The 24,537-nt window shown below is 39.1% G+C and carries 23 protein-coding genes; 13 read left to right on the plus strand and 10 right to left on the minus strand.

Going from position 1 to position 24,537, the window contains the following annotated elements:
- Nucleotides 1–341 precede the first annotated feature (341 nt).
- On the plus strand, nt 342–557 hold the full coding sequence (locus tag JWP71_RS00225; RefSeq protein ID WP_299495751.1) for a DNA-binding protein: 216 nt from the start codon (nt 342–344) through the stop codon (nt 555–557).
- A gap of 461 nt (nt 558–1,018) precedes the next feature.
- On the plus strand, nt 1,019–1,150 hold the full coding sequence (locus tag JWP71_RS17300) for a transposase (RefSeq protein ID WP_366143507.1): 132 nt from the start codon (nt 1,019–1,021) through the stop codon (nt 1,148–1,150).
- Between the two features lie 418 nt (nt 1,151–1,568).
- Here JWP71_RS17300 and JWP71_RS00230 read toward each other — a convergent pair whose 3' ends face one another.
- Both JWP71_RS00230 and JWP71_RS00235 read right to left on the minus strand, forming a co-directional pair.
- Nucleotides 1,569–3,155, minus strand: a complete 1,587-nt coding sequence (locus tag JWP71_RS00230; protein WP_299495753.1) for a vitamin K epoxide reductase family protein — start codon at nt 3,153–3,155, stop codon at nt 1,569–1,571.
- Between the two features lie 279 nt (nt 3,156–3,434).
- On the minus strand, nt 3,435–3,569 hold the full coding sequence (locus tag JWP71_RS00235) for a hypothetical protein (RefSeq protein WP_299495755.1): 135 nt from the start codon (nt 3,567–3,569) through the stop codon (nt 3,435–3,437).
- A gap of 170 nt (nt 3,570–3,739) precedes the next feature.
- On the opposite strand from JWP71_RS00235, the gene JWP71_RS00240 reads away from it, so the two are divergent.
- On the plus strand, nt 3,740–5,917 hold the full coding sequence (locus JWP71_RS00240; protein ID WP_299495757.1) for a peptidase domain-containing ABC transporter: 2,178 nt from the start codon (nt 3,740–3,742) through the stop codon (nt 5,915–5,917).
- A 27-nt stretch (nt 5,918–5,944) separates the two neighbouring features.
- Nucleotides 5,945–6,685, plus strand: coding sequence for an HlyD family efflux transporter periplasmic adaptor subunit (locus JWP71_RS00245; protein WP_299495759.1), 741 nt, complete (start codon nt 5,945–5,947; stop codon nt 6,683–6,685).
- A gap of 139 nt (nt 6,686–6,824) precedes the next feature.
- Here JWP71_RS00245 and JWP71_RS00250 read toward each other — a convergent pair whose 3' ends face one another.
- A complete protein-coding gene (locus JWP71_RS00250) occupies nt 6,825–7,154 on the minus strand; it encodes a hypothetical protein (protein WP_299495797.1) in 330 nt (109 codons plus the stop codon).
- A 52-nt stretch (nt 7,155–7,206) separates the two neighbouring features.
- Nucleotides 7,207–7,446: a 4a-hydroxytetrahydrobiopterin dehydratase gene (locus JWP71_RS00255; RefSeq protein WP_299495761.1), complete on the minus strand. Its 240-nt coding sequence runs from the start codon at nt 7,444–7,446 to the stop codon at nt 7,207–7,209.
- 223 nt (nt 7,447–7,669) lie between these two features.
- Between JWP71_RS00255 and JWP71_RS00260 the strand changes: the two genes are divergently transcribed.
- Both JWP71_RS00260 and JWP71_RS00265 read left to right on the plus strand, forming a co-directional pair.
- Nucleotides 7,670–7,876, plus strand: a complete 207-nt coding sequence (locus JWP71_RS00260) for a hypothetical protein (RefSeq protein WP_299495763.1) — start codon at nt 7,670–7,672, stop codon at nt 7,874–7,876.
- Between the two features lie 877 nt (nt 7,877–8,753).
- Nucleotides 8,754–9,953 carry a site-specific integrase gene (locus JWP71_RS00265; protein WP_299495765.1) on the plus strand — a complete coding sequence of 400 codons (1,200 nt, stop codon included), beginning with the start codon at nt 8,754–8,756 and terminating at the stop codon, nt 9,951–9,953.
- A 451-nt stretch (nt 9,954–10,404) separates the two neighbouring features.
- On the opposite strand, the gene JWP71_RS00270 is transcribed toward JWP71_RS00265, so the two are convergent.
- The 6 genes from JWP71_RS00270 to JWP71_RS00295 all read right to left on the minus strand — a co-directional run bounded on the left by JWP71_RS00270 (nt 10,405) and on the right by JWP71_RS00295 (nt 14,613).
- Nucleotides 10,405–10,668, minus strand: a complete 264-nt coding sequence (locus tag JWP71_RS00270; RefSeq protein ID WP_299495767.1) for a hypothetical protein — start codon at nt 10,666–10,668, stop codon at nt 10,405–10,407.
- Between the two features lie 26 nt (nt 10,669–10,694).
- A complete protein-coding gene (locus JWP71_RS00275) occupies nt 10,695–11,222 on the minus strand; it encodes a hypothetical protein (RefSeq protein WP_299495769.1) in 528 nt (175 codons plus the stop codon).
- Nucleotides 11,223–11,953: 731 nt separating this feature from the next.
- Nucleotides 11,954–12,364 carry a hypothetical protein gene (locus tag JWP71_RS00280; RefSeq protein WP_299495771.1) on the minus strand — a complete coding sequence of 137 codons (411 nt, stop codon included), beginning with the start codon at nt 12,362–12,364 and terminating at the stop codon, nt 11,954–11,956.
- A 60-nt stretch (nt 12,365–12,424) separates the two neighbouring features.
- Nucleotides 12,425–12,550 (minus strand): hypothetical protein, encoded by a 126-nt coding sequence (locus tag JWP71_RS00285; protein WP_299495774.1) that lies wholly within the window; start codon nt 12,548–12,550, stop codon nt 12,425–12,427.
- Nucleotides 12,551–12,763: 213 nt separating this feature from the next.
- Nucleotides 12,764–13,261 carry an alcohol dehydrogenase catalytic domain-containing protein gene (locus JWP71_RS00290; protein ID WP_299495777.1) on the minus strand — a complete coding sequence of 166 codons (498 nt, stop codon included), beginning with the start codon at nt 13,259–13,261 and terminating at the stop codon, nt 12,764–12,766.
- Between the two features lie 380 nt (nt 13,262–13,641).
- The gene (locus JWP71_RS00295) at nt 13,642–14,613 is read right to left on the minus strand and encodes a universal stress protein (RefSeq protein WP_299495779.1); all 972 of its coding nucleotides are present in this window, start codon (nt 14,611–14,613) and stop codon (nt 13,642–13,644) included.
- A gap of 220 nt (nt 14,614–14,833) precedes the next feature.
- On the opposite strand from JWP71_RS00295, the gene JWP71_RS00300 reads away from it, so the two are divergent.
- The 7 genes from JWP71_RS00300 to JWP71_RS00330 all read left to right on the plus strand — a co-directional run.
- Nucleotides 14,834–15,481, plus strand: a complete 648-nt coding sequence (locus JWP71_RS00300) for a GntR family transcriptional regulator (RefSeq protein ID WP_299495781.1) — start codon at nt 14,834–14,836, stop codon at nt 15,479–15,481.
- A gap of 468 nt (nt 15,482–15,949) precedes the next feature.
- On the plus strand, nt 15,950–17,371 hold the full coding sequence (locus JWP71_RS00305; RefSeq protein ID WP_299495783.1) for a TolC family protein: 1,422 nt from the start codon (nt 15,950–15,952) through the stop codon (nt 17,369–17,371).
- 11 nt (nt 17,372–17,382) lie between these two features.
- On the plus strand, nt 17,383–20,568 hold the full coding sequence (locus JWP71_RS00310; RefSeq protein WP_299495785.1) for an efflux RND transporter permease subunit: 3,186 nt from the start codon (nt 17,383–17,385) through the stop codon (nt 20,566–20,568).
- 5 nt (nt 20,569–20,573) lie between these two features.
- Entirely contained in the window at nt 20,574–21,653 is a 1,080-nt protein-coding gene (locus tag JWP71_RS00315; protein WP_299495787.1) for an efflux RND transporter periplasmic adaptor subunit, read from the plus strand.
- Between the two features lie 25 nt (nt 21,654–21,678).
- A complete protein-coding gene (locus JWP71_RS00320; RefSeq protein WP_299495789.1) occupies nt 21,679–22,446 on the plus strand; it encodes a hypothetical protein in 768 nt (255 codons plus the stop codon).
- Between the two features lie 95 nt (nt 22,447–22,541).
- Entirely contained in the window at nt 22,542–24,053 is a 1,512-nt protein-coding gene (locus tag JWP71_RS00325) for a PAS domain-containing sensor histidine kinase (RefSeq protein WP_299495792.1), read from the plus strand.
- 165 nt (nt 24,054–24,218) lie between these two features.
- On the plus strand, nt 24,219–24,537 hold a 319-nt coding region (locus JWP71_RS00330; RefSeq protein ID WP_299495795.1), incomplete at its 3' end, for a cupin domain-containing protein.

Raw genomic sequence — 24,537 nt, forward strand, 5'->3', positions numbered from 1 at the left:
AGTAAATACCCCTAAACAAGAAGCCGGGCCGCGCAAAAGAATTGGCTACAAATCTTATGAATCATAAAAAGGGTAAGTTTAGCGCATACGTTCTAAATTTCTATAAATACATAATTCTACATTTCTATAAAGTTGTAATTATAGCAATGCAGAATTCTATAAATCTGTATTGCTCCTTACCATCCATCCGCTTGTCAAGGGTATCAAATCACGCTAAATCTGGCTAAAAAGCACCTACCTTACCTGATAGGGATGAATAAATATACTGCCGGCTGACCACTTTTGATTGAAGTTATACCCGTTACGGGTTGAATTGAATATCAACTAAATAAAAAAACATTATGGCAGCAGAAATTATCACTAAGGAAGACCTGAAGGAGTTCGGGGACCGGTTACTCGGCCGGATCAAAAGTATCATCGGTCAAACCATTGAACAGCCTAAGAAATGGCTGAGAAGCGCACAGGTGCGCAAATTGCTGAATATCTCACCGGGCACCCTGACCAATATGCGGATCCACGGAATTATCAAGTACACGAAAAAAATAAGCGCGTGCTGATCGTACTTGCGCAGATATTAACTTCTGAATATTCAAGCTTACCAATTTTACTTCTGATTCATGTAGTTTATAATCTTCAGTTGCTTCACTCATTAAATTTAATGCATCGATTTTAAAGAAGTAGTTTGAGTATATGAGTATTGATCATAACTGGAAATCAAAGGAGAGCATTCAGCCCCTGCTTCTGGTATTCCTTATTGCTAAATATATCAAGTCCAATAGAACAAAAGATGCAGCACATTGATGATAGCCAAAGAATAACCATATCCGGTTATGTACAGCTCATTAGCCGCTATTAGGCCCAAAACTGCCAAGGCTGCCCGATGTGGGGAGTTTGTTACTAGGGACAGGGGAACCGTATCTGCGAAGTTAACCATAACCTTAGAAAATATAAGCAGGAAACCAAGGAGCGGAGAAATACCGAACAAGGCATTAAATATCGTAAATGACGACCCGTGGACATGGAGCGGGTATTTGCTCAGATCAAACATAACCACGGCTTCCGCAGATTCTTGCTTAAAGGACTAACGAAAACCGAGGTCAAAATTAGGTTGCTTTCTATCGCACATAACCTCAGAAAGTGGAAAGCTTAAGAGTAGGATCTTTGCTCCCTATCCCATTGAAAACTGATTCAATAAAAAACCGCCTCATAAGTACTTATGAGACGGCCTCTTTTAAATAAAATACTACCAATCTATGCAGTATTGAAATGGTCTGCCATAATCTGTGGTGCAAATGTAGGAACAACTATAAGCGTCATTGGAACATGCTACAAAAAACGGATTATTCACTTCATCATCGCAATAACATGCACAACCGTAGGGGGTGCACTGGTTATCACCGCCGCTAATGTTCTGCATTTGTTCTTTAGTAAGCGCATTGCCTCCCATTTTTAATGCTAACTTTTTCATAATAAAGTATTAATTGGTCCGCAATAAGGAGCGCGGTTTCTCCGCCTGTTTTACCGAAGACAGGCAACTTCATTGTGGCCGACAATTTTTTCTGAAATGCTTATATAAAGTATTTAATATCGCTTATTTGATATATCCCGGGCAATTTGCGCCCGTTAATAAAAATGGTAGGGGTGCTTTTTATTTCTGAACGCAAACACCATTCATACTGGGCCTCAAGCGCTTGATCATACGGTATTTTCTTTTCTACCGGATATGCTTTAACCCAGGCATCATAATCGTTTTGTTCATGCTCATACCAGTCATTAACTGCATGTTTAAGGGAAACACTATCCTGGCTGGCTTGCAAAGCCATTATATGTAACGCTACTTTTGTTCTGACATCGGTCTCATTGTTTGAGGCAGGAAAAACAACTTGCAGTTTAATATCATCACGGCTGGCCATCCATTCATCCAATTCTTTATGCGCCTTTGAGCAAGGCTGGCATTTAGGGTTTGATACCATAGTGATAACATGCTTGGCCTCGCGGTTACCTATAACAAGCGAATCTTCTTCGGCAGGCAGCGTATACTTCTCCTCCTCGTTAAGTAACTTATTAAACAGCTCGGTATTATATTTAAACTTGCGTAGCTGTTGTTTAAGTGGCTGTATTTGTTTTGATAGCTGCAGGTAAGGCTTGATAAATATCCATGACAATATGGGTATTGCCATACCTATAAATAAATTGCCCCATTGTTGTAAACCCGGCAGTTGTATGCCGTTTTGCAGGTAAGGCAATAAGGCGAAAAACTCAAACCATAATATAGCTTGTACTGTGCAGCATAACACACACCATCGCCCGGCTATCCGCCATTGATAATAAATTGAGTAAAAGGTATAAGGAAGGCTTATGATATTAATCAACGCGATGATTTGCAGCGTACCGTTGTTGTCGGGGTTAAGCAGCACTGTAAGCAAAGTGCCTCCAAAATAGAAAAAACCAACTTCTGACCAACTTAACTCATCAGTTATTTTAGCGGCTTTTGATGATAGTATTGCATTACAATCTTTATTGTTATCACCTCCGCATAGCTTTTGTATCAACGGATTGTTGGCATCTATACTTTGTATAAGCAGCAGTATAGACGCTGCCACGCCTGTAGTTTTAAAAAGGGTTAATAGCGCTACCTGCCAGTTAAAATCTAAGGTATAAGAGGGGTTTAGTAGCACGAAGGCAAATAGCACAATTAATGCACCCCAAACAACTAATGGAGTGCGTATATTATTAAGCTTTTCCCTTCTTTGTTTTAGGGGATAATCGATCTCGCCCGATGTCTCATCCTTTTCGGCAACAAGAATTGAGCCGCCGTAAAGGGCTTTAAATTCATCAATGCCCAGTTTATGTCTGTTCCAAGTATCATTTGATATAATTACCTGATTATTGGTTATATGAGTAATCAAAGCAAATTTTGCATTGTTGAGATAAGCAACAAACGGAACGGGAACTTCGGCTGCTAATAACTCTTCATAAGTTAATTTGTATGCCATGTTAGGAATGCGCCAGTTATTTAGCAGATCACTAAAGGCAAGCAAGGTAGCGTATTTAGGGTGTCTGGCAAGTTCTTCTTCAACACTTTGACAGGTAACCGGAGCGCGCAATTCTCCAATTAGCAGGTTTAAAACCTGAGTAATATTATCTTTTTCCATAAGGCAGTTAAATTATAAAAATGGCTACGCCACAGTTTAAATAAATAGATGACCAACCTTATCAGATTTTATACTTAGGGGGTTTTTTTTAAGTGATTAAGATAGGTTTAACTAATTGGTTAGAACTAAGTTAAATAGTTTATTTTATATATCAAAATATTTTTTATTGATAAGATTACTTTCTTCCTTTTCAGATTGGCTAAAATCTGCGCTTAATTTATTTATTTGTTATTACAGGAGCGATCGCCATTTTATTGCTTTCCTGGTGTCTAATTCGGCTTATTTAACTTCATTTAACTGGCAGATAGCTTTACTAACCTGTTTAAAACTCCCGGCCTGGTCACGGCTATACTCTTGCTGGTGCAAAGCATAGGTAGTAATAACCCGCTGATATAGCAATAGGTAATAACTCAAGCCAGAAAGCAATTAGAAATTTAACGAAAAATCGGAACAATATCATTAGAACTGAACCGCTCACATAAGATAATAATTTATTACTCAATGATTATAACTTATATAAGGATATTTATAAATAAAGTACTACCTTAATGTTTGCAATTAAATATTGTAAAGGACCTGACCTAATGTTAAAATTTCCTCACTACAAACAGCAAGATCAAAGAGATTGCGGGCCTACGTGTTTACGTATGGTGGCCAAACATTATGGCCGTAATTTTCCAATCCAAAAATTAAGGACGCTATGTTTTATTAACAGGCGCGGTGTGTCATTACTGGCCATTAGTGAGGCTGCCGAAAAAATAGGCTTTCGCTCACTGGGCGTTAAGTTAACTATAGATCAGTTAAAAGAAGCTGAGCTGCCATGCCTTTTACACTGGCGCCAAAACCATTTTGTTGTATTATATAAAATTAAAAGAGGTGTTTTTTATATAGCTGATCCGGCAAAAGGATTAGTCAATTACACAGAGCAAGAGTTTGCAAAAAACTGGTTTGGTCATAAAGAAATGTATGATGGTATATCTTTACTACTAAGCCCTACGCCTAAATTTTTTGAACAAGAGGATGAGAAGAAGAAGTTAAACTGGTGGTCCATTCTTCGTTACTTTTATGCTTATCGCCAGTTATTCATTCAGCTAATATTCGGCCTGTCTATCGGTACTTTGCTTTCATTGATAACACCGTTTCTTACGCAATCCATGGTGGATATCGGTATCAATACGCGTAATATTAGTTTTGTTTATCTTATTCTTATAGCGCAGGTAATGCTTTTTATAGGGAACATGAGTGTCAATTTTATCAGGTCATGGATATTGCTGCATGTAAGCTCGCGTATTAACATTTCTATTCTTACCGATTTTTTAATGAAGCTAATGAAGCTGCCGGTCAGCTATTTTGAAACTAAAACCACCGGCGACATTATGCAGCGGATGAGTGACCAGCGGGATATAGAAAGTTTTTTAACCGGTACTACCTTAAGCACATTGTTTTCAATGATCAACCTGGTTATATTTACTATCATATTGGTTTACTACAATGCGGTTATTTTTATGGTATCGCTAATAAGTACCATTTTGTATACGGTATGGATTGTGGCTTTCTTAAAAAGAAGAAGGGAAATTAATTACAAACAATTTGATTTTGCGTCTACCAATCAGAGTACTGTTGTTGAATTGGTCAATGGTATGCAGGAGATCAAACTAAATAATTGCGAACAGCAAAAACGTTGGGGCTGGGAACACGTTCAGGCCAATTTATTCAAGTTTAAAGTAAAGAATTTGGCGCTTAGCCAGTACCAGTCGGCCGGATCTTCATTTATTAACCAGGCAAAAAATATTACCATAACTTTTTTAAGCGTAAAGGCGGTTATTGACGGCGACATCACTCTGGGAGGCATGATGGCCATACAATATATAGTTGGTCAGGTAAGCAGCCCTATTGAGCAAATGCTGGGTTTCATTCAATCATACCAGGATGCAAAAATAAGTTTGGAACGTTTAAATGAGGTTCATGAGCTGGAAGATGAGGAACCGGCTGATAATGAATGGATAAGAGAATTGCCGGTAAATAAAAGCATCAGCATAAATAACCTTACTTTTCGCTATCCGGGTGCCGGAAATGATCCGGTATTGGAAAATATTAACTTACATATTCCCGAAGGCAAAACCACCGCAATTGTGGGTATGAGTGGGAGTGGTAAAACAACCATACTCAAAATGCTGCTACGGTTTTATGAACCAGAAAAAGGAGAAATAAGGATAGGGGAAACCAAACTCAACCAGTTTAGCTTTAAAACCTGGCGAAGCCAGTGTGGTACCGTAATGCAGGATGGTTTTATATTCTCAGATACCATTGCGTCTAACATAGCCGTAGGTGATGAGTTTCCGGATGAGGATAAGTTACAACAAGCTATTAAAGTGGCTAACATAGCTGATTTTATTGAAGACTTACCCTTCGGGCTTCAAACTAAGATAGGATCTGCCGGGAGCGGTATTAGCCAGGGTCAGAAGCAACGCTTGTTTATTGCGAGGGCGGTATATAAAAACCCGCAATACCTATTTTTTGATGAAGCTACCAACGCGTTAGATGCAAATAATGAGCGGGTAATAATGGATAACCTGCAGGAATTTTTCACTGGTCGTACGGTAGTTGTTGTGGCACACCGCCTGAGCACAGTAAGCAATGCCGATAATATTATTGTATTAGATAGAGGCAGGATTATAGAACAGGGCACGCATTATGAGCTCACCAATTTAAAAGGCGAATATTATGGCTTGGTAAAAAATCAATTAGAACTAGGCGTGTAACATCATTATTAATTAAACAATTTCTATATGTCATCAATAGACACCAAAATAGAACAAAGGCATACCGAAGAAATGCAGGAAATAATTGGCGCTCCGCCTTCATGGCTGCTGCGTTGGGGTGTTATGGTGTTTTTTTCTGTTTTAGTATTAATTTTAGGATTGTCTGAACTAATTAAGTACCCGGATATAGTAAAGACATCATTAAAGGTACGTTCACTCAGCTTTCCGCAGCCGGTTATAATTAAGGTACCAGGCAAATTAGTCAGGATATTATCAAAAAACAATCAGATAGTTAAAGCAAATCAACCTTTAGCTATTGTGGAAAGCGCCGCAGGCGATATCACCTTATTCGCACCACAACCGGGACGATTGATGTATGCGGGCATAATTCATGAAAACCAGCAACTGTTACCCAATCAAAATATATTTTTCATCTCAAGTAATGACACCGACTTTTTTGGCGAAATGATGGTACCACAAAGTATTGTAGGAAAAGTTAATGAGGGGCAGCAAGTAATTATAAAATTGCAAAGCTATCCTTATCAGGAATATGGAATGTTGCATGGTACAATTAAATATATTACCAGTGGCGCATTCAGAGATGGTGGATATATAGCAGAGGTGGATTTTAAAACAAACAACTTAACAGACATGCATAAGTCTTTGGAGTTGAGACAAGGAATGATGGCTGATGCTGAAATCATTACACAAAACACCAGCTTATTTAAAAGATTAGCCGGTAATCTGCTTAAAAATATTAGCCATTAATATATATGGAATCAAACAATATACGTCAATACATAGCACATGCCTTAACAGACGCTTTCGCGGATGACGAGATTGAAACGGAAAATCTATAAAAGAAGGAATTGGAAACGATGAAGGCGCTTAAACGGTCGCAGCAGGCTTAGCGGCCTATTGCATCTGATATATCTTTTTGCCATTGGTCAATGTCTTCTGCCGGCGGGAGAAACAGTACCGCACATTCCCTGGACGACAGCGCACCTGCGTCGTCAAAATAAAAGCCATCCTGCTTGTTAAAATAGCCCGGGTAAACCAATGCGACCTTATCCGCCTGGTGATAATGATGATATACGTACGATTGTCTCAGATCACTGGCAGAAGGGTTTGCATCTTTTAGATTTTTCCATTTCGTGTCCAGCACCGCGCAACTATTTTTCTTCGAAATAACTATATCCGGCCGGATAGTGATATTTAACCTCAAATGATGCTTAATGCTTTGTTTATCAGTCCGAACGCAGAATCATTTAGAGATCATCTGCTGAATATCAAGGCAGTAAATCGTCAATCGCCTTGGACAAGGATCTATCCTTCTCGGTAACGATATCGCCTTTGTCATGGGTTGATAACCAAATTTCAACTTTGTTCCATTCATTTTTCCAGGTTGGATGATGTTGATTGGATTCTGCCAACAAAGCAACCCTGGTCATAAAGGAAAATGCTTCAGAAAAATCCTTAAACTTAAACACCTTATGCAATTTATTATCAACTTCCTGCCAGCTCTTCATTACGTTTCTTTTATAGTAGAACCAACTACCGGACAACATGTTTTAGATTAAAATCCGTTGAAAATATGCTAATAATATGACTCAATGTTTATCATGCCAGCCAACAAGGACTTTTTTTAATTCGAGAAGCCTTCAGTTTGCTTTGGAAAAATAGACCAATTCAATCCATCCTTCTTTTACCGTTAACTCCGAATTAAGTTATTTTTATAATTAATTTTAACCAATGTCCGAAAACCTAAAAACAGCAGAAAACCTGCAAGCCACCATTTATAGCTTACTTGACGAACGCAGCTATGAGGACACGGAACGCATTTTAAAAGAACAACTGCATTTGCTGGATGCAATGCCGGAGAAAAACCACTATCCTTATAGAAGTGGCCAGCAGCCTAATCAGTTTGGGCAGCGAATCCGGATATTCCGGGAGGCTTGACCAGGCTGTTCCGTGCGCTTTGGACACCGAGTTGTGTAGGCAATTAGGGAAATCGCAATTAATAATCAATAAATTAATATAGTCAAAGTGTTACGGAATTAACTGTTTGCTATTTCGGAACGAGGTGGTCAACGGCTCCGGAATGTCCAGCTTGCTCCGATTACGATAACTTTTTTTGCATAATTTTGTATTTTTAATAAAGCAAAAGTCCGCAACAATTATCAAGCAGATGTAACCAAATCTACTTTTGTTGTAACCGAAAATAAAATGGGGCTTTGTTAGGTGTTGTAAGAACCCAAGTATGGGTTATGACTTAACCACCATTGCAGAATTACCTAAAGCATTAAAGGAACATTTACCCAGGCCTTGTGGCTAATTATTACCATTGGGATGGGGCTGTCTGCGGGTTTTTTTTCAATAATATGGCCATGTTTGACAGGATTCTCTTGTGAAAGTTAAATCTTATGATTATCTTTAATCATAAGATTTGCAATTAATCTGTATTTGAAAGTGGTGAGTATTTCGGTGAGTAAGAAATTGATCACACATAACATATTGACTATTAGCGGGGTTTTTAGTTTCCGTTGAAGCCTCCCTCTCCGCTAAGTATTTATCAAAAAACATCAAAACGCTGTAAATAAAACATTTACGGCGTTTTTTGTTTACCGGAAAAGTCAAAATAAACCAAATAATCGCATAGTATAGGTGTCTCCTGGGTGACCTTTTAAGGGTACCTCGATCAGGTCACCGAAACGCTTGTAAGTTGCTGTAGTTGAGCATGTTCAACCATTAAACATCTTGATTGCTGCCAGGTAATAATCTAATTTTATTCACTTTAAAGCGCCCTTTGCGATGAAAAATTCAATTTCTCTACTCTTTGTATTTAAAGAGAGCCAAAATCACAGCAGAAAGAACTGTGCCCGTTTATCTGCGTATCACGATTGGTGGCCAGCGCATCGAAATCTCCTCTAAACGCTATGTCAATCCTGACAAATGGACTACAAGCGCACAAAAGCTCAGCGGCTCGAGCGAAGAGGTAAAATCACTGAACACACATTTAAAAAATCTTGAACTTCAGGTTTACGAAGCCTATCATGTGATGATCGACTGGAAGGTGCCGGTAACAGTTTCCGGACTAAAAAGCCTACTTACGAGCGATGAAGAAGTATTAACAAGTAATATGTTAATTCCCATTTTCGAGCAGCATAATAAACAGGTTGCAACCCTGGTAGGAAAAGAATATGCAAGGGGAACGCTCGACCGATATGTGACTAGCTTAAAGCATACCAAAGAATTCCTCCAGTGGAAGTACAAAATCCTGGATATCGACATTAAGCGTATTGATCACGAGTTTATCATGTCTTATGATTTCTACCTTCGTTCGGAAAGGAATTGCAATAACAATTCAACCGTCAAATATTTAAAGAATTTTAAAAAGATCATTCTAATCTGTATTGCAAACGGCTGGCTGGATAAGGATCCTTTTATTAAATATAAGCCCAAAGTCAAAGAGGTGAAAAGAGATTATCTAAACGCCGAAGAACTGGTCCTTATGGCTTCTAAAACGCTCATCAGTGACAGAGTCAGGCAGGTAAGGGATATTTTTCTTTTCAGTTGCTACACTGGCCTTGCTTACGCGGATGTAAAAAAACTTAAACGGTCTGAATTAGTAACCGGATTGGACGGCCAAAAATGGATTTATACCAGCCGGCAAAAAACAGATACAGATTCAAGAATTCCTCTATTACCCCAAGCATTACGATTATTGGCGCAATACGAAGATCATCCGCAATGTGTAGATGACGGATTATTGTTGCCTGTATTAAGCAATCAAAAAATGAACAGCTATTTAAAGCAGATCGCAGATGCCTGCGGCATTACCAAAGAGTTAACTTATCATATAGCCAGGCATACATTTGCTACGACTATTACTTTAGCAAATGGTATATCCATAGAAAGCGTTTCCAAGATGCTTGGTCACACCAATATTAAAACAACGCAACATTATGCGAAAATACTGGATGCGAAGGTGAGCGCCGATATGAACCAATTAAAAAGAAAGCTTGCTGTTGAGTAAAATCAAAGGTAGCCATGCTGTATCGCAAAGATAGCCAGCGAAGGCCGCACAGTAAAGGGCTTTCGCGGCATAAACCCACATGGCTCCTACGCCTCCTTTTTATTCCACGTTCCCTTGACAGCACGGCCTTCTTTTGCTTTTTGTTGCTTAACAATTGGCCACCCCGATAACATATGTCCAATCCAACAATCGCTTGTACAATTTTGCGCTTTTATAAGGAGCGAGTTAATGTTTTTGCTATACAAAAACCCGGATACACCCCGACTGGGATGATCCGGAACTCGCTCCCGTTGGTCGACCTTAAAAGAATTGAGAAAGGAATGAATTAATGACGACAGTAATTGAAAACAATAAACTTACGATACGACACCTCCGGCAGGCGAAAGAATATGATCAGCGGATGCTACACTTTTCTTTTGCTACAGCACAGCCGGCACACGTGCAAAGGTTATCACTCATCATTTTCATTTATTTCTTGTATACTGAAATCATTGAATCCTAAAGAGATTAATAAACTTTGTAAATCATCTTCTATTTTCTTTTCCCCGGAAACCTCTATAGCAACTTCCATTATCTCTGGGGATGAGGTTTCTTCCACCACTTCTCCTAGATTCCTGTTTTCTATTGTACCAACTAAAAGATGTCTTAAATCCAAATCAGATTTGGTAATGTTTTTGTCTAAATGAATTACTATAAGAAGTGTTTTTGCTTTCATTTGTATACCCCATTACTGTTTAGGCATCAATCTAGCACTTTTCTTGTGTCCGCTTTCAACAACTCCATACTTGTATCTAACTTTTTCTTCTTAATCACTTCCGCTAAGATATCCAACTTTTGTAAAATTGACTGCTTCAAATAATCGTATCGTTCTTCTTCGGACTTATAAAAGAAATTCTCTTCAGTTATAATTACCGGTATTCCGATTGATTTTTCATTCTTCGTGTAGTTTTCTATCTCCTTTAAATTTTGTAACAAATAAGGTATGGGCTTTACATAAAATTTAAATAGGATTAAAATTATGTCTTTCCCATAGTCTTCATGTTTCAATTTTTTTATGATATCAGAAATTCCTTTCTCTCCAAAAATATAAGAGCTAAACAATTTACTTTGCTCAGCGGCCAAATCTTTTGTTCTTTGATCATCTTCAAAATAAACTGATGCCCCAAAAACAAAGCAGCCCAAAATGTTACTATTTTCTTCCATATTATTTATTTTAGTGCATATTACTAATGTTCCTTTTTGGATAGTATTTGTCATATTTCCAGTCATAAGTGGCGGAATTTACCGTTAAAGTGAAAATTTAGTTTTTGGAAAAAAATCTCTTTAAATAATCCTGCCATTGAGATAAATGTCTCATTGAGCTACAAGCTAGATTGTTTTATTGGAACAACCCTTACTTGATTACTAATCGTTCTGTGCGGCCTGTGGCTACAAACAATATGTTCCTTGATGCAAGCTCTTATTGTATTTTGTATTAAAATATTATAAATTTACAAAATAAGCGTAGCGATCGTTTACTCGATTTTAAAGGTGACCTATTAGGTGACCTTGACGACTTGATAAAATATAAGGCTTTGATTTACAAGGAACAATATATATAAAATTGTTCCCTCCCTCTCCGCTGTAATAACCCATAACTAATTTATAATAAATTGGTTATGGGTTATTTTATTTTTATTGTGGGGCTAAAATAAGAGGCCATATCAATTGAATTTTGATACAGCCTCTTTTCTATCTTTGGTAATTATTTAATGCTTTTGCTGTATAATTCATTAAATAGCACTCGGTGCAAATATTCTCATAATAACACCCGATGCCATGGACAAAATACTGGAAGAAAGCATCTGGAACCATAGCCTACAGGTGAGTAGAATTATCCTTTATTAATTTGGTCCGACAATTTAACACTCAAACTGCCATTTCACTGACCTCCAACTTTTCTTTCGGGGATGGTGAAAACAATATTAAAATGATCAGCAGCATGCTTGTTGCAGGCCTTATCAGGGATTAACTTCAGCCAATATAATACCTGCTACTACGGCCTGCATTAATCCGTATGAAAACCAGCTCAACACCATTACAAAGGTAACATCCAGCGAGCTGAACGATATCCACATAACCGGCAGCAAGGCAATCAGGGAGTAGACTAATCCAAACTCCAACCCCCTTAGTAAGATAAACCGCCCTTTAAACAAACTTTTAAACCCGTCCCAAAACCACGACAAAGCAAGGCTGAATATAAAAGCGTGCAGGTAGAAAAGCGCTTCCCGGTTGCCATCAGAACTAAACAGAGGGTTATTGCACTCTACAAAAAACTCGGGCAAAAATTTGACAGCGAGGAACAGGCTATAATAACTAAATAAAAACAAAATACAGCCGGTAATTAAACCTGAAATAAGAATCTTTTTCATTTGAAATAATTAAAAATCCCCCTGAGTGATGCGTGATACGAGGGAGAATTTTTTTAGAATTTAGAATGCGATAGCGGCTTCGAACATTAATCCGTTGAATTTGCCGCCATTAAGAATATTGGTATTAGCGTAATTCTGGTAAACCTGGTTTACATATCCTACCTTCATTATGATGTTTTTGGTCATGAACCGGCCTGCTGCTCCTACCGCACGATGGTAACATCTGTTGGATTGCCCACAATGGTAGCGGTTACCGTATTATTGCGGCCGCCTCCCAAAAATTCTCTTTATTTTCAGGAAACCTGTAGATCAGATCAACTGCATGCTTAATCAACCGCTTTATTTAGCGTAGCATTGATAATATTCTGAGTAGTGTTTCACTGGCAGCATGTCATACGCTTACAGCAGCTTGCCAAGTCTAAACTTGTGGCTAATTTGTTTTTTTGGTTCTGTTTTTATTGATTGAATCAAGGCTTCTTTATCAAAACCTGTAGGTATAAGATAAAGACTATTATCAGCATAAGGTATCCGTACATATTCGGCTTGAGTACCATCTATCGTATAGCCCAGTACATGGCCACCTTTTTTACAATGCGCATACATTTCTTTTTTGCAGAATTCGCATTTATCGCAGGAAGTAATACCGGATATAATCACATAATCGCCTTTTTTTAAATTATTTACCGAGCTCCCAACTTCTTCAACTATACCTACGGCTTCATGGCCTAATATTTTTCCGTCGGTAACTTCGAGCAGGTCGCCCTTCATATGCAGATCGGTTTCATATAAGGTGGTTTTTAAAATTTTAACAATTGCATCTGTTGTTTTTTTAAGTTCTGGTTTTGGTTTTTCTTCCCATGATTTCTTCCCGGGGCTGTGGTATACTAATGCTTTCATTTTTTTATTTTTTTATAGCGTAAAGTACAGGCCAAAAGTACTTTCGCTTGCTGATGGAATGAATGATAGATATCATCATCATAAATGATTCTCATCATATAAAATTTAGCTAAAAAGGGGCTATTAAAACGCTAAGTATCTCTTTTACTGTTGATACCTGGAAAAAGCAAAGGTTTTTTGGAGTGAGTAGAATGTAGCTTCTACAGCATATTTGTTTTATAAACCGATATGCTGTTAATGAACAACTTAGGAAGTGCTCGTTATCATTTAAAAACAACCTGCAGTACTTTACCAGTGAGGCTAATTTTACATTATGCACATTGGTTCGTTTTGTGCCGAGATGCCTTAACGTACTTTATAATATCGGCATAATGGGTCAGCTATTTTCCGGGAAAGACCAGTAAAGGTATAATAATGTGACCTGCCATCTTTTTTGTATGGCTGCCTTTTAAAATACGCTCTAAAAAATCATGCTTCCGGTGAACCATAGCCAGCATATCAATTTGACAATGTTTACAAAGCCAATCCAATCCCGATTCTACTTTGTCCTGCTTAATAACCCGGTAATAAATTTGCGGGTAATTAGCTTTATTGGATATTTCTACCAGAAATTTTTCAATGCATTTTTCAAGGTTTAGTAAGTGGCCGGTTCCATTATAAATATGGGTTAACAGGATTTCTGCGTCCAGCAGCCGCGCAAAAGCAATTAGTTCATAAATTTGTTTCAGGTCATTTTCTGGATGTTCAAAATCTGTAGCAAAAGCTATTTTTTTAATGGGAGTAAACTTAGCAGTATTGGGGATAATCAATAGGGGTTTGATAGAAAATTCAATCAATTCATGTGCATGATTTCCTAATAAAAAAGTGCCCAGCCTACCCGCCTCATGTGATCCTGCTATAACCATATCAACTTTTTGCTTAGAGACTGCATCATTTACTGTTTGCCTTACGCTACCGGCTTGGTTTAAATAATCTACCGGCGGCCTGTAAGCATCGGTACGATCAGTTTGTTCCAGGTGCGCTTTTAAACGCTTTAATTCTTCAATAGAATCATCCATTAATGCATCGCTCTCGCCCTGTGGGGGCCAAACAGTGATGCCAGACAGGGGCATTTCTGCAGGTATTGTAATAGTATTACACAGGAAAATTCCAGCTTTTAGTTGCTTGGCCAATAAGTACCCATATTTAGCCGCATGTCTTGCATTGGGCGAAAAATCTGTGGCAATTAATAGTTTTTTCATGATACGTAAAATTGCACAAGCTTTTTGAGTTAAAAAATGACATGGGTCATTATTCCGGGTGTTTATCATTATCTCCGGCGAATAGATATTTAAAAAGTTTGCAAAAGTCATTAACCGCAAATAGCAACAAAAAAATATTTGGCCTTTGTGATCTTTATGTTTGCTATTATATTATTTATTCCCGCGGTATCCTTATCTGCTAACCACTAATAGTTTTTAAAAATTCAACGCATTGTTTTTGTAACAATTTAATACTGCTTTAAAATAAACATCTGATGTTTATTTTAAACATCGTATGTTTGTATCAAAAATAAGATAAGGTTATATAAAGATGTCAGAAAAATTGAGTGACCAGGTTGCAAATAAGATAAGGCATGATATTGATCAGAATAAATATACCTCGGGTGAAAAAATACCGGCTGAACCTGAATTGATGAAACTTTATGGCGTAGGCCGCTCAACAATTAGGGAAGCTATCAAAACACTTGCTATGACCGGGATTTTGAAGGTACAGCAGGGCTCGGGCACTTTTGTAAATGGTGGAATTGAACACGAAACAATTGACCAAAGGTTACGTCGGGGCGATTTTGACGAGATCAATGCAGTAAGAAAATTGCTGGAAGACGAAACGGTTAAACTTGCAGTGAAAAATCATACCGAGAACAATTTGGTAGAGATGAAACAATGCCTTGAAAATAGAAGAATGGCTATACGTGCCGAGCAACTGCAGGCATGTGTTGATGCTGATATTGCCTTTCATATAGCCGTTGCCAGGGCGTCTTCAAACAAAGCGCTTGCCGATATATATCAAGGCTTTACTAGTATAATACGAGATTTTTTTTCTAAAAGAGAAATTCGTGGAGTTGGTCATTTTGCAATGAGCCATCATTTACACGAACAACTAATGGAAGCAATCAAGAATAAGAAAGAAAAACTGGCACAGCAGGTGCTTGATAAAATTATAGCAAATAATTACTAAATAAAAATTGAAAAAGGCACTACATACCGCATTGAAGCTGTTGCTGATCCTGACCATCTTTCTGGGGCTACAGGGACGGGTATTGGTGCGTTATGCCGAGATCTTTCATAAAAACCACAAAAGCGAACTGGTTCATTCCCGCACTACTAATGTAAAAGCGGTCATTGTTCATTGTAAACTACAATGTTATACACAGCACTTTCAAGCGTTGGATGTCCCGCTTGTGGCATTTGTACTTTCTTTTATAACAGTAACGTTAATTCTCAATCTACTTTACATATCCTTTAAGGAAAAGCTCTCTTTAGCATATCAAATTCGGTTGCTGCCTCTCAGGGCGCCCCCTGTTTTTTAATCAACTGCACATGTTCATCATGTGCTTTTAACCCCCATGTCCGGCCCGGCCGGATCTCCATAAAATTTAAAATATGCCTCGATGAGGCATTGGATTGAACATTTAATTTTTTCATCATGAAAACGACGAAAAAGCTGGTAATAACCGGCATTCTATCGGCTGTTTTTTTGGGTCCGGCATGCTTTTCTGCACAAGCCCAACAAACAGATAGTGTTTTAACACTGCAAAATGCGCTTAATATTGCACTGTCTAAACAACAAATAATAAAAGCTAAAGATAATTATGCAAAAGCATCAGCCGAATCCATAATCGGCGCCAAAAGGGATGGTCTGCCTGATTTTGTTTTATCAGCTCAACAGTCATATGGAACTATAAACGGTTTAAATGGAACGACTTCCGGACTGCCCGGGTTAACAACCATAACAGCGGGACCCATTGCCGCTAAACAAAATTGGAATGCCGCTTTCGGCGCGTACTATTCTTCAAATATCGACTGGAATATCTTTTCATTTGGTCTCCAAAAAGCACATGTAGCCCAAGCCAAAGGTATTTATAATATGGACGCGGCAGACCTTGAACAGGAGAAATTTCAGCAGCAGGTTAGAGTTGCCGGGGCTTACTTAAACCTGTTGGCGGCCCAGCGCCTGCACTATTCCATGGATGTCAACCAATCGCGTGTTTCCCAGCTCAGAGATGTGATTCTGATTAGAGCGGTGAACGGTTTAAATCCCGGCGTTGACAGTGCTATTGCCAATGCCGAACTTTCTAAAGCACGCATAGCAGTTACAGATGCCATTAATTATGAGCAGAACCAGGCGGCTAACCTTTCGATACAATTGGGAATCAATAATCAATCATTTTCTTTAGATAGTTCTTATGTCAGCCAATTACCCGCCAGGCTACCGGGACAACCCATTGATAATATCTCCAATCATCCGGAATTAAATTTTTTATCAGCAAGGGTAAAAAGCAGCGAACTATCAGCCAAATTCATTTCTAAAACAAGCATGCCCAGAGTATCCTTTTTTGGAATGCTGCAAGACAGGGGATCAGGTTTTGGAACAGGTTATAACCCGGATGATCCCGGCAGCTATAATCACAGTTACTTAAATGGTATTGATCCGATCAGAGGAAATTACCTGGTTGGTGTAGGTGTAGCGTGGAACCTGACCGATCTTGGCAGGGTGGCCTCGCGGGTTAAGAGTCAGCATTATAATTCTGACGCGCTAACTAATGAATATAATTATCTGGAAAACAACCTCAATAATCAGCTGAAAGAAAGTAATAAGCAATTGGCTAATGCCATGCAAAAATACCGCGAAGCACCGATCCAATTAAAGGCCGCCAGCGATGCCTATGAACAGAAGAAAACCTTATATAGCAATGGCCTTGCAACCATCGTTGATGTTACCCAAACCCTGTACAATTTGAACCGGGCAGAAACAGACAAGGATATTGCCAGTATCGCCGTTTGGCAATCTCTCCTTTATATGGCTGCATCATCAGGAAATTTCAATTTATTCATCAATCAATTTTAAAAACAATAGTCATGAACCTGATTCAATTTTCATTACGAAAACCAATAACGATTATCGTTTTAATTATTGGTGTAGTGCTGATGGGCATCATTGCCGTCACGGAGATCAATATAGATATTTTTCCTAATCTGAATTTGCCTACGATATATGTTTCGCAGCCTTATGGCGGAATGTCGCCACAGCAAATGGAGGGATTTGTATCTACCAATTACCAAAACCTTTATTTATATGTGAGTGGTATCAAATCCATCGAGACAAACAATATAGAAGGGTTGAGCGTGTTAAAGCTCAGTTTTTATGATGGCACAAATATGGCACAGGCCGCGGCCGAGGTCACCTCGCTTACCAACCGTGCATTTGCAGAAATGCCGCCCGGAACGCCGCCACCAATTATTATCCGTTTTGATGCCTCTACCTTACCGGTTGGCCAGTTAACTATCAGTAGCTCCAAACGCACCAACAACGAACTGCAGGATTTAGCCAGCCTTTACGTAAGGCCCAATTTTTCAAAGATATCCGGGCTAACTTCTCCACCTCCTATTGGGGGTAACGTACGAACTGTTGTAGTTAAGGTGGATCCGGACCTGATGCGCAGTCACAATATAACACCCGATCAGGTAACCGCTGCGATAAAGGATAACAACCGCATATCTCCTGCCGGTACGGTTAATATCGGACATACGGCTTATCTTACTCCTTCCAACACAGTTCTCCAGCAGATAAAAGATTTTGAAAATATCCCTTTAATATACCAGAATGGCGCTACCATATATCTTAAAGATGTAGCAAAGGTAGAAGACGGAGCTGATATTACTACCGGCTTTGCCTATATCAATGGTAAGCGGTCAATTTATATTCCCGTTATTAAAGGTTCAAGCGCCTCTACCTGGTCTGTAGTTCAGGACTTGAAAAAGGCTATTCCATCTATGCAAAGCCTTTTACCGCCAGATGTTTCTTTAAAGTTTGAGTTTGATGAGTCGGTTTATGTAATTAATGCGGTAAAAAGCCTCGTAAGTGAAGGGGTTACAGGAGCCATCCTGGCCGGATTAATGGTACTGATCTTTTTAAGGGATCGCCGGAGTGCTTTTATTGTTGTTGTTAACATACCCCTTTCTGTAATCATCGGCACTTTAGTATTAAAACTTTTTGGGCAGACACTTAATATCATGACGTTAAGCGGCCTGGCATTAGCCATTGGCATTTTGGTGGATGAATCTACTGTTACAATTGAAAATATACACCGGCATATGGAAATGGGTAAAAATAAGGCCCGTGCCATTGCTGATGCCTGTGAAGAGATAGCTTTGCCAAAGCTGCTTATTTTGTTAAGTATTTTGGCGGTTTTTGCTCCGGCATTTTTCATGACCGGCGTACCGCAGGGTATGTTCCTGCCGCTATCTATGGCTGTAGGTTTCTCTATGATCGCGGCGTTCCTTTTATCACAAACACTCGTTCCGATATTGTCAAACTGGATATTAAAAGTTCCGGAACATGAACATGCATTACCCGAAAAAAAGCATAAGACAACACGATTTGACCGTTTTAAAGAACGTTGTATACAACTGATACAATGGCTGATGAAGCGAAGCCGGTTAAGTGTTGGCCTTTATGCTGTTATTTCAATTTTCATTATTGGTTTATGCGTATCAACCATCGGAAAGGATATCCTGCCTAAATTAAACAGCGGGCAGTTCCAGGTGCGTATACGCGCTCCTGAAGGTTCCAGGCTTGAACAAACAGAACAAACGATGCTACAGGCGCAACAGGTAATGTATAATACAGTGGGGCAAAAAAATGTAGAGATCATATCGGCCTTTGCCGGGCAGCATCCTTCGTCTTTTCCAACTTTACCGGTCATCCTGTTTATGAGTGCATCCAATGAAATTGTGATGCAGGTTAACCTCAGTGCAGATTATAAAGTGAATATACGGGAAGTGAAGGAAAACTTGCGCATTGCCCTGCATAAAGCGATGCCTGATGTGAAACTATCCTTTGAGCCAATAGATCTGACGAGTAAAATTATGAGTCAGGGGTCTTCAACGCCTGTAGAAATTGCGGTGATGGGTAAGAATATTAACCAGGATAAGCAATATGCAGATTCGCTGATCACACAATTGCAGCAGATACCCTTCTTGAGGGATGTTCAGCTAAAGGAACAATTAAATAGCCCCGCGATCCATATTAATATTGATCGCGATAAGGTGAAGCAAATGGGCCTGATGATGACCGATGTTAGTAATTGTGTTACTGAAGCTACTTCGTCCAGTCGTTTTACGGATAAGAATTTATGGCTGGATGAAAAAAACGCAACATCTTATGACGTGCAGGTGGAAGTACCACAAACAAGCGTAAGCAGTTTGTCTGACCTCGCAGGAATACCCATTTTTAAAGACAGGTCAAGACCCGTTCTTGGAGATGTATGCACACTGACCCTAGGGCCGGTTGTTGGGGAATATGACCGTAAAGGACCGGTAAGGTTTCTTTCCATCATCGCTAATGTATATAACAAGGATCTTGGTTCTGTTTCCGCTGCTGTAAATAAAGTATTAAAAAACACCGGCAAGCCGCCACGGGGTGTTTCTGTTGAGGCCAGGGGATTAACCATTCTGCTGGACCAGACGCTTAGCAGCCTTCAATTTGGTTTATTAATCACCATTGTCATCCTCATGCTTATGCTGGCCGCAAATTATCAGTCTTTTTCGTTGGGCTTTACAGTCATCACCACAATTCCGGGTGTTTTGGTAGGTTCATTACTAATCTTACTGGCAACCGGTTCAAGCCTTAACCTGCAATCCTATATGGGTATTATCATGTCTGTGGGTGTTTCTGTATCTAACGCCATTTTATTGGTCACTAATGCAGAGCATATCAGGCTAACGGGTAAAAGCGCCATGGAATCGGCCATTGAAGCCGTGGAACTTAGGTTAAGACCTATATTGATGACAACCATTGCTATGATCGCGGGTATGATCCCGATGGCTTCCGGTTTGGGAGAAGCAGGTGATCAAACCGCACCGCTGGGCCGGGCAGTAATAGGAGGGCTGATCTTATCAACCTTTGTATCCTTATTTATTCTTCCGGTTATTTTTTACCTGATCAGACGCAATTCGCCCGTTCATCCGGTGTCATTAGATCCCGATGATAAACACAGTATTTTTTACGATCCTAAAGTTCAATTATCAGAAAATCAAAAATAGAAATCATGAAATCATATCATTTTATATTATGTCTGCTGATCACCGGTTTGGCATCTTGCCAAAGTAAACAGCAATCGACAACTGTACCCGTTCAAAGCAGCCTCAAGGCTTTTACGCTTAAAGAGGGCACCCTGAATACAACAATGAGTATTCCAGGAGTACTCCAGCCTTATCAAACGGTTGACCTATATGCCAAAGTTAATGGCTTTATAAAAACCATGATGGTTGATATCGGTAGCGAGGTACACCGCGGGCAACTTTTGATGACGCTTGATGCACCCGAAATGACAGCTGCACTTACCCAGACCCAAGAGGACCTGCATACTAAAGAAGCTATTTACAGGGGCAGCAAAGCTAATTATGACCGCTTGCTAAAAACAAGTAAAATGCCGGGGACGATATCACCAAATGACCTGGATATGGCTCATGCCAAAATGAGTGCCGATAGCTCGGCATTGCTCGCCGCGAGATCGGCATACCAGCTATCGGCAGATTTGAAAAACTACCTGGCAGTAAGGGCACCGTTTGATGGGGTGATCAGTTCGCGTAATGTTTACCCCGGCGCTTACGTAACCCCATCAGATAAAAATTCAAATAAACCAATGCTTACCCTGCAGGAACAAGCCAAACTACGGCTGGTAGTTGATGTACCGGAGGCGGCAACTAAATATTTTTCTAATAAAGACACCGTTCATTTCACGGTCAAGACTTTGCCCGGGAAACAATTTGTAGCAGTAGTTAACCGTATGGCCGGCAGTTTGAATAATGAATTACGGTCTGAGCAGATGCAAATGGATATACCCAATGGAAACAAGGAACTTCTGCCGGGCATGTTCGCCCAGGTAACCTTACAGTTAACCAATACCCAAAAAACCTTTGTAATACCTCAAACGGCTGTCGCCGGAAACTCCCAGCGCATATTTGTGATCCGGGTAGTAAATAATAAGGCCCAATGGATAGATGTAAAAAAAGGCAGGGAAACTACGGATAGCCTGGAGGTTTATGGGGCTTTAACAAATGGCAGTGTTCTTCTTAAAAACGCTACTGACGAGATTAAGGATAATACACCTGTAAAGATCAATTAAGTAACAATTTAAAAAAAGAAATGCAATGTTAAAAAAAACAATATTCTTAGCGGCCCTTGGCACTCTTTATTTCAATGTCCTTAAAGCGCAAGACAATTATGAAATCCAGGTATACGGATCTGAAACTGTAGAAAAGGGCCATACCATGGTGGAATTACATAGCAACTTTACATTTGACGGCAGCAAATCAACCACAGATGGCGTTTTGCCCACCAATCATGTGTTTCATGAAACGATTGAGATCACCCACGGCTGGACACCCTGGTTTGAAACAGGATTTTACCTTTTCAATACCATTGGCAACGATGGTCGCACAGCTTATGTTGGGTCGCATATACGCCCTCGGGTAGCAGTGCCAGAAAGCTGGCACTGGCCCATTGGTGTAAGCCTTTCATTGGAATATGGGTTTCAGAAAGCTGCTTATTCTGCCAATACTTCAACAATGGAAATCAGGCCAATCATAGATAAGAAATGGGGAGGGTTATATGTATCCATAAATCCCACCCTTGATCAAAGCTTTGTCGGGCCGGATCAAAACAGAGGATTGATCTTCTCCCCTAATGTAAAGGGCAGTTACGATGTTACGAAAGTAGTTGCGCTTGGTTTGGAGTATTATGGCAGTACCGGACCCTTTTTTAATTATGACTCGATACAGCAACAGCAACACCAGCTATTTGTGGCGACCGACCTGAATTTTAATCCGAATTGGGAATTTAATGCGGGGTTAGGAAAAGGGCTTACTAACAGTACGGACCGCACCATATTCAAGATTATTCTGGGCAGACGTTTTTAAACGATGAAAAAGGGGCAGGAGTTGTAGTTACAAAACCTGTTCCTTACTTATCGCATATAGGAAAAAAACTGCATAAAGAGCAAATTTAAAATTTTATGTCAAATATTATTCCCAACCCATCGGAGAAACGGGACCTCAAAAAAGCGTATATACTGGCATTCTTTTGCCTAATAGCAATTACCTGCATCAGCCATCTGTTACCAGGTAAAATAAAGGTTGATGTTTTATATGTATGTTGTGTATTGTTAGTTGTTGGGCAACCTATAAAGAGAATTATTATTTATTCTCTTATTGCCTGTTGCCTAATACTTATTACGCATCTCACCTTAAATAGAACGCTCCCGCTCTCCTGGGTTGCCTTTGTTAATGCGGGTATTTCGATAATTGCTGCGCTTATAACTTCTTATGTTGCCAATAGGATACTAAGCAAAAACAAGCTACTTGAACACCGTGTGGCCGAAAAGACGAAGAATCTTTCAGAGATAAATAGCACATTGGAAGAATCTCAATCCCAGCTACGCACCATATTCAATACCACCGATATTGCTTTTTTGCTGCTGGATAGCGATTTGCAAATATTAACTTACAATGCTATCGCTAATCATTGGTCAGAACTGTTATTTGGCGCCCAGCTGCAAAAAGGAGGATATTTTTGGACCTTTTTAGATATAGAACGTAAAGAACCAGTCAGAGATATGATGCAATTGGCGATGACCGGCCACCCAATAAATTACGAAGCCTGTTATCCTCTTCTTCATAGTGGTGTATCTGAATGGTACCAAATCAGTATGAATCCGGTAAAAGACCAGTATAATAACATCATAGGGATTTGTTGCTCTGCTATAAACGTTACCTCAAACAAAATGGCCGAAATGGAACGCAGCCAAATTGCCGATGATTTAGTACAACGGAATAAAGACCTTGAACAATTTGCTTATATTGTTTCCCATAACCTGCGTGCACCATTGGCAAACGTTATAGGGTTGGCTCAAATTCTTAAGCAGAATGAGCTTACTTTAAATGAAAAAGCCCAGACGGAGAATTTGCTTTTTCAGTCAATTTTGAAATTAGATGAAATTGTCAGGGAACTCAATCATGTTTTGCAGAATCGGTTGAAAATCAATGAAAAGAAAGAAAATGTTGTTTTTTCTGAGCTGCTACATGATGTACTTATTAGTTTTCTTCTGATAATGAAATACGAAAATATCCTGATTTTACCGGATTTTTCTAAAGCAAGGGAACTCTTTACGATAAAAGGCTATTTGTACAACATTTTCTTCAATCTCATATCTAACAGCATTAAATATCGCCGACCAGACAAACAACTGATAATTGAGATCAGATCATGGATAGAAAACGATAAAATCAAAATCAGTATTAAAGACAATGGCTTGGTTGTTGATCTTAATAATAAAGGAAACGGAATATTCGGCTTATATAAAAATCAATCGGATATTGAGGCTAAAGGTATTGACCTATTCTTGGTTAATAACCAGGTAGGATTATTAGGCGGGAATATAGACATACAAAGCGAACCCGACGCTGGAAATGATTTTTTGATTATACTGCCCTTACAATTTATCAGATCAACACAAAAGCAATCTTAACTACAACTCAAAGCGATGAGGAGGTGATAATTATGAATATATATAATAGAAAAGGTCATGTATATTTTGAAAGGTATCTTCTAATTATTGTGTTCATTAAACGTTTTATATGACTGATTTGCAGAGTTAAATTTAGTTATGAAATAACACAAATATTTTTTCAAATTGGAAACACTTAGATCGGGCGAATATTATGGCATTACTAAAAAGGCCATTAGTATAGGAGGAATATCATTATCAGAGCAGCAATATGCCCCATTATCTTCCTCACCGCTGCATTATCATCAAAATGAACATTTTTGTTTTGCCTTAAAAGGAACATTTCAGGAAATTGGTAAAAAAGATGACCTGCTTATTGGCGAAGGGCAACTATTGATCTATCCAAAAGACCGGGAGCATAAGACAGTTATCCGGGAAAATGCCCGCACCTGCTTATTTGTAGAGTTTGATACCCTTTGGTTAGAAAAATTAAAGGATGCCAAAA

This window comes from Mucilaginibacter sp. (genome assembly GCF_028287845.1).
Lineage (GTDB): Bacteria > Bacteroidota > Bacteroidia > Sphingobacteriales > Sphingobacteriaceae > Mucilaginibacter.